Origin of the sequence: Microcoleus sp. FACHB-1515 (genome assembly GCF_014696105.1) — a bacterium.
GTDB lineage: Bacteria > Cyanobacteriota > Cyanobacteriia > Elainellales > Elainellaceae > JAAUTJ01.
Genome location: NZ_JACJPO010000049.1, coordinates 1 through 13944 on the forward strand (window position 1 = coordinate 1; position 13944 = coordinate 13944).

A 13944-nucleotide genomic window follows, 5' to 3' on the forward strand; every position below is an offset into this window, starting at 1 on the left:
ATAGCGCTGCTCTAACTCGTCCACACTCAAATGCTCGGCGATTTGAATTCGTTTGGGCATTGGTCGTATCAAGTGCTACCCCTTTATTATGGGCTTTTACCCGGATTTAATATTAAGTTTGCTTCGCAGTGTACTAAAGTGTGACACTTTAAAGTTTGCTAATTGAAAAAAGTGAAAAAGCGATCGAATCAAAAACTAGCTCATTGAGCCTTCATCACTGAACGTTGGCATTTTGGGTTTGAGGATAAACAAGCTCAGCAGGCCGATCGCCATCATCAACACCTGAGCAAGCTTAAGCAAGGTCAAGTGTTCTTCCGTTAACACACCAACAGTTCGTTCAATCAGGCCGAACATCCAAACCGCGATCGACATCAGCCAAATGCAAGTTTTGAGACTCGCTGATGCAAGAGAAGCACTCATTAATTGTCGGTTTACCATACACTCCTATCAAGGCAACAATTGACAACAAGTTTCAGTCGAAATTTGCAAAAAACAAATTTATTTTTGAGAAATTAACTGTCTACCACACTAAGAAAACAAGGATTGAATGAATTCGACCCTAGGCGGGAGTTAAGGCTTGATTAACATGCTCTTAGGATTGAAGAAGCAACTGTATGATTCAACACAATCAAGCTCAGTCCAATCGATTTTTTGGGTGCAGGAAAATTGAGATGGCGCTCAAGTTGCTATGTGATTGAATGAACACTTTAGCTTAAAAATATTCTACTCATTCAGATAGAGCGATCGATTCGACATCACTTCTTCAGTCAGAGTAATCAACAGTTTCACCTTGCGTAGCATGAAAGCATCAAAACTTCTTTTAATCTTGATTTATGAGCGCGAGTCAAAGTGTATTGCTGCTGACTACAGGTGCGATCGGCACGCTGTTCAGTTCTATTGTGGTCGATCGCTGGTGGCGCGAACGCATCTATGGCCTGCCCGGAAAAACAATTCTAATCACCGGAGGTTCACGCGGATTAGGACTTGTGCTGTCTCGCCAACTGATCAATGCAGGTGCAAAGCTGGCAATTTGTGCGCGGGATGCAGCAGAACTAGAGCAGGCGCGAACAGAATTAGAGCAGCACCGTGAAGTATTAGCCTTGCCTCATATTCCTTCGTTAATCACTCGTTGATCACAAAGTTGCGACACAGTGCGTTAAAGCTTGCCGTTAGATCGGGGAATGCCCTGTCGAAATAGCAGAAATGACGCTGGGATTTGATTGAGAGATTGAGCATCTATAGCCAGCACTTGGCGTTGCTTGTCGGTTTCATTTCCGTTGCACTTAATCTCGAACGCCGTTAAGCATCACTCGCCATACTCCGTTGATGCGCCAGGTGTGAAAGTAACGATAAACCGTTTTCTAGGGTGGAAACTTGTGCGGCAGTAGTCGTCAAGCACAACCGCTGTGAAGATAAAAAATGGCGTTGATGATCTCACGTACATCTGTCTCGTAGGTTTCGGTTCATGCTTCCAGTCTGGCGAATGCGGATAATGACGCTACTTCTCAGTCATCCTCTTAGTGATAGCGAACAACGCCATCCGGCATAATTGCCAAGTCCAATCTTGCTCCGGTTAAATTTGCGCCATTCAAATTCGCGCCCGTCAAATCGGCATAGCGCAAATCGGCATTTGAGAGGTCGGCGTTTTTGAGGTTGGCGTCGCGCAAAATCGCTCCATAGAGGCTGGCGTTGCGGAGGAGGGCATTTTCCAGCTTGACGCCTGTGAGGTTCGCGTCGCGGCATTCGATGCGATCGAGCGTCGCCTCACTCAGATCTGAGTGTGCCAAGCTGGTGTTGAGAAATTGCGCTTCTGTCAAATCGGCTCCCCGCAAATTGGCATTCTCGACATCGGCTCCATAGAAGTGAGCGGCAACGAGGCTTGCTCGATCGAGTTTCGCCTGATGCAGAATTGCGTTGATCAGTTTGGTGCGATCGAGCGTTGCCTCGGTTAAAGTGGCGAGCCGCAGATTGATTCGGCTCATATCTTGATTGCTGAAGTTTGCGCCTGCGAGGTTGCAGCCGATGCAGCGACGGTTGAGCAATACCTGTTCGGGGTCGCTGGGGGCAGTGGCTACTGCTTCCACTGCGGCAGGCGGATTGTCTTGCGCTTGGGTTTGAGTGGCAAGGTGGAGGGCGATCGGTAGAACAGCCGCTGAAATGGCTGCGATGATTGACAGGATTTGCAGATTCATGAGTTTTGAGGGAGAGGAGGCGAGGCAGAAGGGCGATCCTCCTGCCTCTGGCCTTGACTAAGCCACCAGTTGCTCTAGCGTTTGCAGCAGCGTTTGCTCGTTATATGGCTTTGAGAAGTAGGCGGTTGCGCCCAAACTCATTGCCAGTTGGCGATGTTTGTCGCCGCTGCGCGAGGTGAGCATGGCGATCGGAATTTGCTCAAAGGCGGGCATCGATTTGACTTTGGCAAGAAAGCCGTAGCCGTCGAGTCGAGGCATTTCGATGTCGCAGATCACGGCTTGGATGGGCAGTCCGGTCGAAAGTTTTTCGAGTGCGTCTTCGCCATCTTTGGCCTGGGCGACTTCGTATCCGGCCTTTTCCAGCGTCAGGGCGAGCAGGCGGCGGACGTTGATCGAGTCGTCTACCACAAGAATTGTGGGTTTGCGATCGATCGTCGTGGCAGAAGCCAAGGTGAGCAAAACGGGCGCGGTCGGCAGCATCGGCGGAGTGGGGGCAGGTGCAGCAGCCAGCCAGTGCAGCAGGTCGGGCACGTTGACTAGGGGCACGACGCGACCGTCGCCCAAAATGGTGCAGTTGCTAAATCCGGCGGGCATCGGCAGATTGCCTTCGACACGCCGGATTGCAACTTCCTGTTCGCCCCAGCAGCGATCGACCTGAAGCGCGACCATCTGCGTTCCCTGATTGACGATTAAGATCGTCGGGACGTTGATGACGGGCGGCGTTTCGAGTCCTTCCATTTGGCGCGGACAGTGGAACTTGAGCCAATTACCCAATCGCACAAGCTGGACGAGCGAATTTTGCCAGCCGATCGCCTCGCTGCCTGCGGTTTGAATGACGCGATCGGCCTCCAGAACCGACATTTCTTCGATTACGTCGGTCGGGAAGGCGATCAGCATTCCGTTACTTTCGGCCAGCACGACGCGAGCGACCGAAAGTGTGAACGGAACGGAGATCGTGAAGACTGTTCCGACTCCCGCTTCGGTGTTGACCGTGATTTCGCCGCGCACCTGTCGGAGGTTGCTGCGAACCACATCCATGCCGACGCCGCGACCGGACAAGGCTGTCACCTGATCTTTGGTGCTGAAGCCGGGTTCAAAAATCAGCGACAGCAGTTCTTCGTCGCTGGCCGCTGCCAGCAGCGTTTCGTCGAGTCCCATTTGGCGGGCACGATCGCGCACTCGATCGAGCGGAATGCCGCCCCCGTCGTCGCGAATTTCGATCTGGGTGCGGTTGCCTTTGTGAAAGGCGCGAATTTCGATCGATCCGGTTTCGGGTTTGCCGCGATCGCGCCTGAGTTGAACGTTCTCGATGCCGTGATCGAAAGCGTTGCGAATCAGGTGCATCAGCGGATCGCTGAGCGCTTCGAGGATGTTGCGATCGACCAGCGTGTTCGCCCCTTGCAGCTTAAGCTGGACGGGCTTGTCGTACTGCAACGACAGCTCGCGCAGGGCTTTCGGGAAGCGCTCGACCACATCTGACAGTGGACGCATCCGAATTTGACTGAGATTCGTCTGAAGCTGTTTGGCCGTTTTCTTGAGATCGTGGCTGGTCTGGTCGCTGTCTTCCAGGCCAAGCTCAATGTCGCTGGTGACTTCTTGAATCTGGACGATCGTTTCCATCACCGACTGCGCCACGAGATGCACTTCGCCGTAGCGATCGAATTCGAGCGCGTCAAAGTTGAAGTCGTTTTCCGGCGGCAACTGGCGCAACTGCGTTTTGTCGTAGGTCGATCGCCACTGCGAATTGGCTTCGTCCAACACCTGGACGCGCTGAGACAGCATTCGCACCATGCTCCGCAAGCGCTTCAGGTGCAGATCGAGTCGATTGCGCTCGATCGTCAGTTCGCCAAACAAATCGTTGAGCGTGTTGAGCTGCTTCATCGGGACGCGCACCGAGTTGTCTGGCTCGTCCTCGATCGGTTCGGGCGCAACGCGATAGGCACTGGCGCGATCGCTCCGGGTCGACGCCGCGACAGGTTGCGGTTCCTCGGCTTCCGGTTCCGGGTAGAAAATTTCTTCCTCGGCTTGCGGATAGAAGAGTTCTTCCTCCGATTCCGCAATCAAATCGATCGCAGGCAGATCGTCAGCCTGAGCATGGAACGGATGCACTTCGACGATCGTGGGTTCATCGCTGCTGCTAAATTCGATCGGCTCGATCGTTTCAGCGGCAATACCGGGAATCGATCGCGGCATCAAATCAAGCTGTCCGGCCAGCACGAGGGCTTGCGATCGCCGCCATGCTTGTAGGGCTTGCGTCGCGATCGACGTGATGTCGGGCGATTGAGCGAGGTGAAAGGCGATCGATTCGCAAAGCTGCACGAACGCTTCAATCTGAAGCATTTCACCCAGTCCGCCCAATTCTTGCGCCAAGACTTCGACTTCTTCACGCAGGCAGGGGTCTTGGGCATTGAGGACAGATTCGAGCCGCTGGAGGCAGCCCTCGACCTCGGTTTCAAACAGCAGCGGCACGATATCTTGACCGTCTTCGGGAGACAGCATCGACTGGGCATCTTCGTCTTGCGGATCGCCCAAGCGATCGTGCAGTTGCGTAAAGATCGATTCGACCTGCGATTCCAGCCAGCCTTCGGGCGGAACGATTTGATTTTTGCTGGCGGCGATCGACTGCGCGATGCAGTCAATTCCGCCGAGCAACAGCGCTTCAAGTTCTCCGTCCAGGGCGATCGAATTGCGCTGGACTTTCAGAACTTTGAACGAATCTTCTAGTCGATGGGCGAGGGCGCTCAATTCGTGGTAGCCCATCATGCCTGCGCCGCCTTTGATCGAGTGGGCAGCGCGGAGGGCGGCGTTGATTTTGCCGCTGTCGATGCCCTGTTGGGCAATGCCGAGGACGGCGGCTTCGAGCGTTCCTAAATAGGCTTGCGCTTCATCGAGGAACTGACGCTGAATTTCAAGTTCTTTCTCGTGTGACACCGATGTTACCCCCTTTCGCCGACTTCAAATTCACCGACCGAGGCTTGCAGTTCTTGAGCGATCGCCACCGTCTGCCGCAAGGCTCCCGACACCTGCTTGGAAGAAGTCGAAGTGCGCTTGGAGACTTGCGCGATGTCTTTCATCAGGCGGGTCACTACCTCCGAGGTTTCCACCTGCGAAGCGGTCGCCTGCGAAATCGACTGCACCAACTGATCGATCTGCTGCGACACATTGAGAATCTGACTGAGGCTTTGCTTTGCGCCCTCGACAAGCTGCGTGCCTTCAACGACTTGAGCGGTACTTTCTTCCATCGCCTGAACGACCATGCTAGTTTCGCGCTGGATGTTGTTGACGATCGCCTCAATCTCTTGCGTGGCGGCACTCGATCGCGCAGCCAGTTCGCCGACTTCTTCGGCCACGACTGCAAAGCCCTGACCTTCTTCTCCGGCTCTGGCCGCTTCGATGCCCGCATTGATGGCGAGCAGGTTGGTCTGCATGGCAATCTGGTTAATCAGCGAGACGACCTTGGAGATTTGCTGCGAGGCTTCACCCAATCGCTTTACTTTCTTGGCCGTTTCGCCAACGGTCTCGCGCAGGCTGAGGATGTTCTGGACGGTGAGATCCATCGCCTGACCACCGGATTCTGCCGTAACCGAGGCGGTGCGGGCGACTGCGGCGGCTTGCTGAGCGCTTTCGGCAACGGCCTGGATCGATCGCGTCATTTCCTGCATCGAGTCCAATGTCCGCGTTGTTTCTTCTGCCTGAATCAAAGCGGCTTCGGCCAGTTGGCGAATCGCGCCTTCGTTTTCACCCAGCGAGCTGTTGACCTGCGTTGCTGAGTCTTTTACCTTCGTGACGATTTGGCGGAGGCTTTCCACGATCGAGTTGAAGAAGTCTGCCACCGTGCCGATTTCGCCTGCCGTCACGTCCGCGCGGACGGTCAAGTCACCTCTGGTTGCGCCTTCCACATCGCTCAGCAGGCCAAGAAGCTGCATTTGCAGCGATTCTTTTTGCTGACGGCGTTCTTCGGACAAGGCTTCCGCTTCGAGGCGGGCTTGTTCGCGCTGGGCAAACAGGTCAGCTTGCTCTAGCGCAAAGCCAAGCTGAATTCCGGCCTGCCGCAAAAAGTTGATGTCGGCTTCTTTCCAGTGGCGCGGCTGTCTGCACTGATGGACGATGAGCAGGCCGATCAGTTGCTCTTTGAGCAGAATCGGCGCGACGATGTTCGCCTTCACGTGCATCGGGTCAAGCTGACGTTTGTAGCAATCGCTCAAACCAGATTCTGCGATGTTGTCCAGCGCATGAACACGACCTTGCCGATAGCGTTCAACGTACTGATTGCCAAAGCACGGATCGTCTAGCTTGATGTCGAGGGCGGGCGGGAAGCCCGGTTCGATCGATTCCGCGATCACCTTGCCGCCCCAGTCGGCATCGAACTCGTAGACCATGCAGCGATCGGCCTGCATTGCCGCCTGCACATCGCGAACGACCGTGCGAAAAATCTGAGTGCGATCGAGCGAGTCGCGCATCCGCGACACCACTTTTGTCAACTGGCGTTCGCGCTCTGCCGTCAACTGTTGCTCTTCCAAGATTTGAGCTTGCTTGACCGCATAGCCAACCTGAACGCTGAGCTGCTGAATCAAATTGATTTCTCCGGCGTCCCACTGACGCGGGCCAGAACACTGATGGACGCAGAGCAGGCCGATCAGTTCATCTCCGACCAGAATTGGCGCAACCATGTTTGCCTGCACTTCCAGACGGCGCAAAATTTCGCAGTGACAGGCGCTCAAATCCGAGCGGTTGAGGTCTTCCACAGTGGAGATTTTGCCGCTCTTGAAGCGATCGATCGCTTCGGGCGTCAGCGGATCGTGAATTGTTTGGCCGATCGCCCGCATCCAGCCGCGACTGACGGCTTCAGCCGAAATTTCGCCACTCTTGAAACCAGGATGGAAGCGGTAAATGACAACGCGATCGACCTTCAGCACCTCGCGAATTCCTTCCACCGAAGTCCGCATAATCTCGTCACTCTTGAGCGACTGACGAATCTGGCTGGTCAGTTCGGCCAGCAGTTCGGCGCGGCGGGTAACTTGTTCTTGCTGCTGATATTGACCTTGCAGCTCAGCTTCCGACTGCGAAACGGTATCGGCCAAGTTGTTGAAGGTCTGCGTGAGCTGGCCGACTTCATCGCGAGCAAACAGTTCGGCTCTCGCTCGGCGATCGCCTCCTGCGAATGCGATCGCTGTTCGTCGCAAGCGTTCAATTGGGCTGACGATCGCATGACCAAGCAGCATTGCGAGCAAAACATCCACGCCGATCGCCAGCGTTGCCAAAGCCAACTGGAGCTTCAAGGTGTTTTGCACCAGTTGATTGAGTCCGGCTTCGGACGTGCCGCGCACCAAAACTGCGACAGGTTCACCATTGAGTTGAGGAACGGTTTGGGCGGCAACGGTGTAGGTTTGGTCGCCGATTTTCAATCGCTGGGCGACGGGTTCGCCCGATGCCACTGCCCGCTCTAATAAATTTGAGCTGGGCAAGGCGACGTTTCGCGCGACCTCATCGATCGCTGCCCCGTCGGGTAGCTTGGCCGACGTTGCCAGGGCAAATTCCCCGTTGGGCTGAAGCTGATACACCGCGCTGTAGCCGTTGTCAAAGGCGTCCACCGTGTCGGTTGCGATCGGCGCTTTGCCGTTGACGAGATCGCCTGAGAGCAACACGCCAACCAGCCGTTGCGTATCCGGGTTGATCACGGGCGTCGCCACATAGCGAATCAGCGCATCTTGATTGCTGAAGCCGTTGGGCAGGGGTGGCGCTTCCTGCTGAAGTTCTGCCCAAGACACGATCGCGCTGGCTTTAATCTGACGTGGATTATTTAGAACCGCCTTCACTAAGCCTTGCGGGTCAAAAGGCTGTCCGCTGCGATCGCGATTGGCGTTGGCAATGATTTGTCCATCGGTTCCAATTAGCGTCGCGTATTCGATGTTGCGCGATTTCAGTTCGTTCGCCAAAATTCGCCGCACATCCTGCCGCAAATCGCTGGAGAGGGTTTGGTTGCTGCTGTGGGCTTGCGCGGCTTCAACGATCGCGGCGTTTTCCGACTGACCCCGGAAGCCAAAGCCCATGCCGTTAATTTTGGTGTTGTACTGAATGTCGGTCACGGCCAGTTCTGACTTCGCCTGATGAACCAGTTGGGCGCGTCCGGCTCCAATAATCAGCAGCGAGCTGACGCCCACTAGACCGACGATCGAGATCGCCTCAGACGTAAACAAGCCGAGAAGCTGCTTGCGACGGACGGGCAAATTGTAGAACCATTGCAGTGCAGGATTGGGGCGGAGGGGATTGACCGGGCTGGATGGAGCAGGGACGGGCGATCGCTCAGGCTGTTCCCAGCCCTCATCGGGCTTTGCAGATCGAATCTCGATCGTCATGTGAAGATTTCCTTTGTGAGACAGAGAGTGACAAGAAAAGTGAGGAAAGGTGCGAAGCGTTCGGGCAGTTTAGGCTTCACTCTTGACGCCGAGGAGAATGGGCGACTGGACGATCGCCTCGGCATCCAAAATCAAAATGATTTCTTGCGTTTGGTCTTGCTGTTGCAGAACGCAGCCGCGCAGAAACGGAATCAAACTGAGGCTGACTTGACCGAGCGGCGACTGAATCGAGTCGGGTGAAATCCAAGACAAGCCTTCGACCTGCTGCACGGCCAAACCCAAGGGAACCGTACCGACCTGCACCATAACGAGGTTGTACTGCAACTTGTGCTGCGTGGCGTTGACTTGCAGGCCAAGCAATTGCGCGAGATCCACAACCCAGTTGACGCGACTGCGGCGATTCATCAAGCCGAGCATGGCGGCGGGCATATTGGGCATTGGCGTTAGGCGGCGCGAGGGCAGCACGATCGCTTCTTGCACATGCCGCATCGAAAAAGCAGCAGCGATATGATTACCCAGATGAAATTTCAGGTACGGATCGCCTGCTTTCGGAGTCGGCTGGCGACCCTGGGGAATTTGCGGAACGAGGGCAGAAGAATTCATGAATGCTTTACCCCGCTACTGACCGCACGGCTCGCACCAACTGTTCGCGCGTAAACGGCTTGGTGACATATGCATCTGCACCTTGCTTCATGCCCCAAAGCCTGTCAATTTCTTGATTCTTTGAGGTGCAAATCACGATCGGCACGTTTTCAGTCGCCGCATGTTTCTTCAAGCTGCGGCACAGTTCAAATCCGCTCATTCCCGGCATGACGACATCGGTAATAATCACGTCGGGCTTGAAGTCGATCGCTTTTTGCAGCGCGTCTTTGGCATTAATCACGCCGATGACGCTGTAGCCACTTTCACGCAAATAGTGGCTCATCAATTCCATTTCAGATGGCGTATCTTCGACGATCAAAATTGTCGTTGTCAGCGTTGCATTCATGTTGATAACTTCTCCAGGTTGATTTGCACTCTTGATCAAGCGGTCTACATCAAATGCAAATGCTTGAACACCATTTTGATCAAATCTGGCTGAGTGAATGGCTTGGTGAGATAGCCAGATGCGCCAACTAATTTCGCTTTGGCGCGATCGATAAATCCGGTATTTCCAGTCACCATAATCACCGGAGTTTGCTTGAAGTTTGGATGCCGCCGCAGCAGCGAACAAAGTTCATAGCCATCCAAGTTTGGCATCGTCACATCGAGCAAAATTAAATCCGGCTTGCTGCGGACAATTTGCATCAAAGCGCTGACCGGATTGTTGATCATCAAGACGGTGAAAATCTTGTCATCAAGATAGCTGTGAATGGCTTGTAAGACCGTTGGACTATCGTCAATGCAGGCGATCGTAAACGTGCCTTTGGCTTGCGGTGTCGGCGGAGTTGGCGCATTCGATCGCGTCGAACCAACAGCGGCAAGCGGCCATTTTTTCGGGGCAGGTTCAACGGTCAAGGCGGGAATTGGCGCACTGGCGCTAGCGATCGAGGTTGAGGCCGGAGCGGGCGACGAATCGCGCAGCGGCGTTACAATGCGTCCGGCAGCTTGCTTTTGCCGCAGTTGCATCTGGCTCAGCTCCACCAAGGGACGCAGATCAAGCTGACAGAATTGTGGGCGATCGTTCCAGCTTTGTTCTTGCAGTTCATAGCTGGCTTCTTGCAGGGCGAGAAACGATTCCAGCACTTCTTTGGCAAGTTCTTCAATCAGCAAAGCGGCTTGATCGCGACCCAAGTAGTGCTGTTCAACCAGCCAGCAAATTGCGTCATAATCGGCTACTGACTGACCGGGATTTTCCGTTGGTTTTTCAAACAACAGACGGGTTTGAACGCGAATTGCGCTGACAAGCGTGGGAACTTGAATGCTGAGGCGGCGCAGGTGACGATCGAGGCGATCGAAGGTTTCGATCGAGCAGGTTGCAAACAGTAGTTTGCCTTTGCTGAGATACAGCGACCAAGAGGTGAGGCCGCTAGAAACTTGCAGATGACCAGTGGTTTGACGGCTGGCAAGCTGTGCCAAGACACTGAGCGGATGAAACTTGTGAATCCGATAGCCAGTCATGGGAAGGGTGTTCATGAGTCACACTCTGGTGCAGTTCAGAAAGGGAGCGATTCAATGTTCAAAAGTGACAAACAGGTGAATGAAGCAGGAAGAGCGCGCACTTTGCTAGAGATACTTAACAGCCTCGCGGCTGACAATCAGTCAACCTTAAGAAAAATTAAATTTGCCAATGATTTCGATCAGGTTCAAATCTAAATTTGCTGTGCAAACCTAAATTTGAAGCTGATTCCAGCGCGATTTTGACGGGCAGCGCTGCGGAGTCAGCAGAACTGATTTGAAACGAGCTGTCATAAATACTGGCTCAGGCCGATCGATTGCAGTGCGTGCCGATTGCAGTGCGTATAAAGAAGGCGAACTTGGCTTGAGTTCGTTAGAAATCACCTAGATTGCTGAGATCAGGCGATCGAAATGGGAAAACTTGGTAGAGCGATGGCAGTGCATCCACTGAAACTTCGTAGCTCAGGTTCGGACTTCCGGCAGATGCGCTTCCTGCGGTTGTTACATTTTAGTGTAGCGAGTTTTACGGCGAGAACTATAGCTTATCCATGAAGAGCGTCCGAGAAATTACGAAGAGAACATAAATTCTCGTTTCTGATTGAACGCTCGTTAAACCTCTGAAAAATCGTCGGCTGGAGGCAATCAACAAAACCCAGCCGACGATTTTTCGTCGATTCAAATTGGGTCGTGCTACCTCAGCAGCCGCTTGATTTTCGCGTGCTGCTGGCGATCGAGATGCGTTGGAAAGCTCAGTTCCATCACCATTCGCTGCAATCTGCCTTCTGGAGTTGAGCGCGAAAGCACGTCGATCGCTTCAATTTGGGCAAGAACGCTTTGTGCTGGCATGGCCTCATCGCGGCTGATCAGTAGCGCAATGATCGGATGAAGTTGTTCTAAGTGTTCCCACTGATCGATCGAGGTATCCAGCTCCAGACGTAGATCACGTGTACCCATTTCGGTGATGATGCCACTGTAGGAATCGCCTTCCCACCCTTCCCAATACAGTTCGGCTGTGGCCTGCATCTGCTTGCGGACTTTCACGCCGATTTCCGGTCTCAGTTCGCGGAAAGCTCGCTTCAAGCTGGTGGCGATGAAGTGAATCGAGGCCAGCGGATTGTCTGCCTCGGCGCGACTTTGCGAATACCACTGCTGCACATCCGAGTAGAGCACCAGCACCAGGTCGTCAAGCTGGGTGCGGCTGACGTTGACAAAATCGATCGAAAGTAAGGTTTGCAGCTTGTCGGTGGCCGTTGCTCGCAGAATGTGAGCGTCTAGCAAAGCTCGCGCTCCGTAGTCTCCAATCAGTTCGAGGCGGACGCGATCGGCAATATTCGGCCACACGTCCAGCAACACTAAAGCGCCAGTTTCGCTGATGTTGACCGTTTGGCCTGCCCAGCTTTCGTTGTCTGTGTGGACGATCGCCGTAATTTCCCTGGGCAAACGGTGAGCGCGGCGAAGCTGTGGCTGCTCAAAGGCGGCAAGGCAAGCAGCCACCACCAAGACGATGTTGAACGCACACCAAATTGCGTTAATCAGAACCGCCTGCGTATTTTGGGGACTGAGAATCAGCCAGAACGGAACGGCGAGCAGCGACGCACCTGCCACAACGCCCAAAATCACCAGCAGGCGCATCGACTCAAAATCGAAACTGCGCTTGGTGACGACTAAGCCTTTGTCTGTGACGTTGAACGAGCCGAGCTTCGGGTTAATCAGCGCGAACATCGTGACGAGTCCGGCCTGAAACGACAAGGCAAATTCATAGATTTCGTTCCAGAAGGAAAAGCGGACGTGCTTGTAGGCGATGTGGTTGGTCTGCATTGAGAGGACGATGTGCGGCAAGGCATAGGCCAAGGTTTCGAGTCCCAAGCCGTTGACCGAGTTGATGCCAAATAAAAGAAACAGCGTCGGAGCGATCGCATACATCAAGCGCGGAAAGCCAAAAAAGAAATGCGACGTGGCGGAAAAATAGCAAATTCGCTGCGCCAAATTGAGCTTTAGCTTGCGATTCAACAGCGGATTTTCCAGCCGCAAAATTTGCGCCATGCCTCGCGCCCAGCGGACTTGCTGCCCCACATAGGACGAGAATTTTTCGGGTGCAAGTCCGGCCACCATGATTTTGTCGTAGTACACGGTTTCGTAGCCGAGCGAGTGCAGCCGCAAAGACGTGTGGCAATCTTCCGTCACGGTTTCTGTGGCAATGCCGCCGACTTTGAGCAGGTGCGATCGCCGCACGACTGCCGCCGATCCGCAGAAAAACGCTGCATTCCAAAAGTCGTTGCCTTTTTGCAGCACTTTGTAGAACAGTTCGTTGCCGACGGGAACTTGTCCTCCGGTCTGCAAGTTGCGCTCAAACGGATCAGGGTTATAGAACCAGTGCGGCGTTTGCACAAGCGAGACGGAATCTTTGTAGAAGAAGCCGACAGTTTCCTTGAGGAAGCTGCGGGTCGGAATGTGGTCGCAATCGAGAATCAAGACGAGATCGCCTTGTGTCCGCTGCAAAGCCGTATTGATGTTTCCGGCTTTGGCGTGGTCGTTGTTGTCGCGAGTCAACATCGTGCAGCCGAGTTCCAGGCACATCTGCCGCAGTTCTTCTCGTCGATCGCGATACTTCTCCGCCCGTCCGTCATCCAAAATGTAAACACGCTTTTTGCTGGCCGGATAGTCGATCGCTAAAGCACCCAGCGCGGTTTTGCGGACGATCTCGACATCTTCGTTGTAGGTGGGAATGTAGATATCAACGCTGAACCAGTCGGCAACGGGACGATCGCTGAAATCGATCGACTTGCGGTGATTGATGCGTAAAGTTTGAAAATAGGCCAGGGCAAGCGTGGCGATCGCATACAGTTCCGCTAAATACAGCAGCAGCGAAAAAATTGTGTTGATGATGCCGTCAAAGTTGAGCGTGTAGTTGGTGCGGTAGTAGAGGTAGCGCATCGTCACCAGCAGGCTCAAAACAATCAGCAGCAGGTGCAAATATTCGCTGGTGCGCGTTTCCGGTTGACGTTCTTCCAAATGCAAAAACAGCGAACCCGCCGCAATCAGCACGATCGCGACGATGCTCTGCTGCAAAATTCCTGGTCGAATCGTCAACAGCGGCACAAACAGCCAGATCAACGCACCAATGAGCAGCACAAGCTGGCGGCGATCGAGCCACTGCAAGACGGCATCAAATCCGGCAGGCAGGCGATCGACCAGCCAGCGCGTCAAGTCGGTATTGAATTTTTGCCAGCGGCGAGAAGGTTTGCGAAGGCGCGATCGGTGGGAAGTGAGCCAGGTCATTTTGGGGGTGTTGGGTGTCG

At 54.1% G+C, this 13944-nt stretch carries 9 protein-coding genes; 1 reads left to right on the forward strand and 8 read right to left on the reverse strand.

Annotated elements, in window-relative coordinates; genetic code table 11:
* Positions 1–195: 195 nt before the first annotated feature.
* Positions 196–420, reverse strand: a complete 225-nt coding sequence (locus tag H6F67_RS16920; RefSeq protein ID WP_190767798.1) for a hypothetical protein — start codon at positions 418–420, stop codon at positions 196–198.
* Between the two features lie 413 nt (positions 421–833).
* On the opposite strand from H6F67_RS16920, the gene H6F67_RS16925 reads away from it, so the two are divergent.
* Complete coding sequence (locus tag H6F67_RS16925; RefSeq protein WP_190767799.1) at positions 834–1133, forward strand: SDR family NAD(P)-dependent oxidoreductase; 300 nt, start codon at positions 834–836, stop codon at positions 1131–1133.
* A gap of 384 nt (positions 1134–1517) precedes the next feature.
* Here H6F67_RS16925 and H6F67_RS16930 read toward each other — a convergent pair whose 3' ends face one another.
* The 7 genes from H6F67_RS16930 to bcsA all read right to left on the reverse strand — a co-directional run bounded on the left by H6F67_RS16930 (position 1518) and on the right by bcsA (position 13924).
* Positions 1518–2192: a pentapeptide repeat-containing protein gene (locus tag H6F67_RS16930; protein ID WP_190767800.1), complete on the reverse strand. Its 675-nt coding sequence runs from the start codon at positions 2190–2192 to the stop codon at positions 1518–1520.
* A 57-nt stretch (positions 2193–2249) separates the two neighbouring features.
* A complete protein-coding gene (locus tag H6F67_RS27800) occupies positions 2250–5123 on the reverse strand; it encodes a response regulator (protein ID WP_190767801.1) in 2874 nt (957 codons plus the stop codon).
* Between the two features lie 5 nt (positions 5124–5128).
* Entirely contained in the window at positions 5129–8548 is a 3420-nt protein-coding gene (locus H6F67_RS16940) for a GAF domain-containing protein (protein WP_190767802.1), read from the reverse strand.
* Between the two features lie 69 nt (positions 8549–8617).
* Positions 8618–9151 (reverse strand): chemotaxis protein CheW, encoded by a 534-nt coding sequence (locus H6F67_RS16945; protein ID WP_190767803.1) that lies wholly within the window; start codon positions 9149–9151, stop codon positions 8618–8620.
* A gap of 7 nt (positions 9152–9158) precedes the next feature.
* Entirely contained in the window at positions 9159–9536 is a 378-nt protein-coding gene (locus tag H6F67_RS16950; RefSeq protein ID WP_190767804.1) for a response regulator transcription factor, read from the reverse strand.
* A 44-nt stretch (positions 9537–9580) separates the two neighbouring features.
* Positions 9581–10663: a response regulator gene (locus H6F67_RS16955; protein ID WP_190767805.1), complete on the reverse strand. Its 1083-nt coding sequence runs from the start codon at positions 10661–10663 to the stop codon at positions 9581–9583.
* 672 nt (positions 10664–11335) lie between these two features.
* Complete coding sequence (gene bcsA, locus H6F67_RS16960; protein ID WP_190767806.1) at positions 11336–13924, reverse strand: UDP-forming cellulose synthase catalytic subunit; 2589 nt, start codon at positions 13922–13924, stop codon at positions 11336–11338.
* Between the last annotated feature and the right edge of the window lie 20 nt (positions 13925–13944).

What these genes read in the sequence shown, in the direction of transcription:
- H6F67_RS16945 (WP_190767803.1), bottom strand. Translation starts at nt 9,151, where the DNA reads ATGAATTCTTCTGCCCTCGTTCCGCAAATTCCCCAGGGTCGCCAGCCG.
- H6F67_RS16920 (WP_190767798.1), bottom strand. Translation starts at nt 420, where the DNA reads ATGAGTGCTTCTCTTGCATCAGCGAGTCTCAAAACTTGCATTTGGCTG.
- H6F67_RS16950 (WP_190767804.1), bottom strand. Translation starts at nt 9,536, where the DNA reads ATGAATGCAACGCTGACAACGACAATTTTGATCGTCGAAGATACGCCA.
- H6F67_RS16925 (WP_190767799.1), top strand. Translation starts at nt 834, where the DNA reads ATGAGCGCGAGTCAAAGTGTATTGCTGCTGACTACAGGTGCGATCGGC.
- H6F67_RS16940 (WP_190767802.1), bottom strand. Translation starts at nt 8,548, where the DNA reads ATGACGATCGAGATTCGATCTGCAAAGCCCGATGAGGGCTGGGAACAG.
- bcsA (WP_190767806.1), bottom strand. Translation starts at nt 13,924, where the DNA reads ATGACCTGGCTCACTTCCCACCGATCGCGCCTTCGCAAACCTTCTCGC.
- H6F67_RS16930 (WP_190767800.1), bottom strand. Translation starts at nt 2,192, where the DNA reads ATGAATCTGCAAATCCTGTCAATCATCGCAGCCATTTCAGCGGCTGTT.
- H6F67_RS16955 (WP_190767805.1), bottom strand. Translation starts at nt 10,663, where the DNA reads ATGAACACCCTTCCCATGACTGGCTATCGGATTCACAAGTTTCATCCG.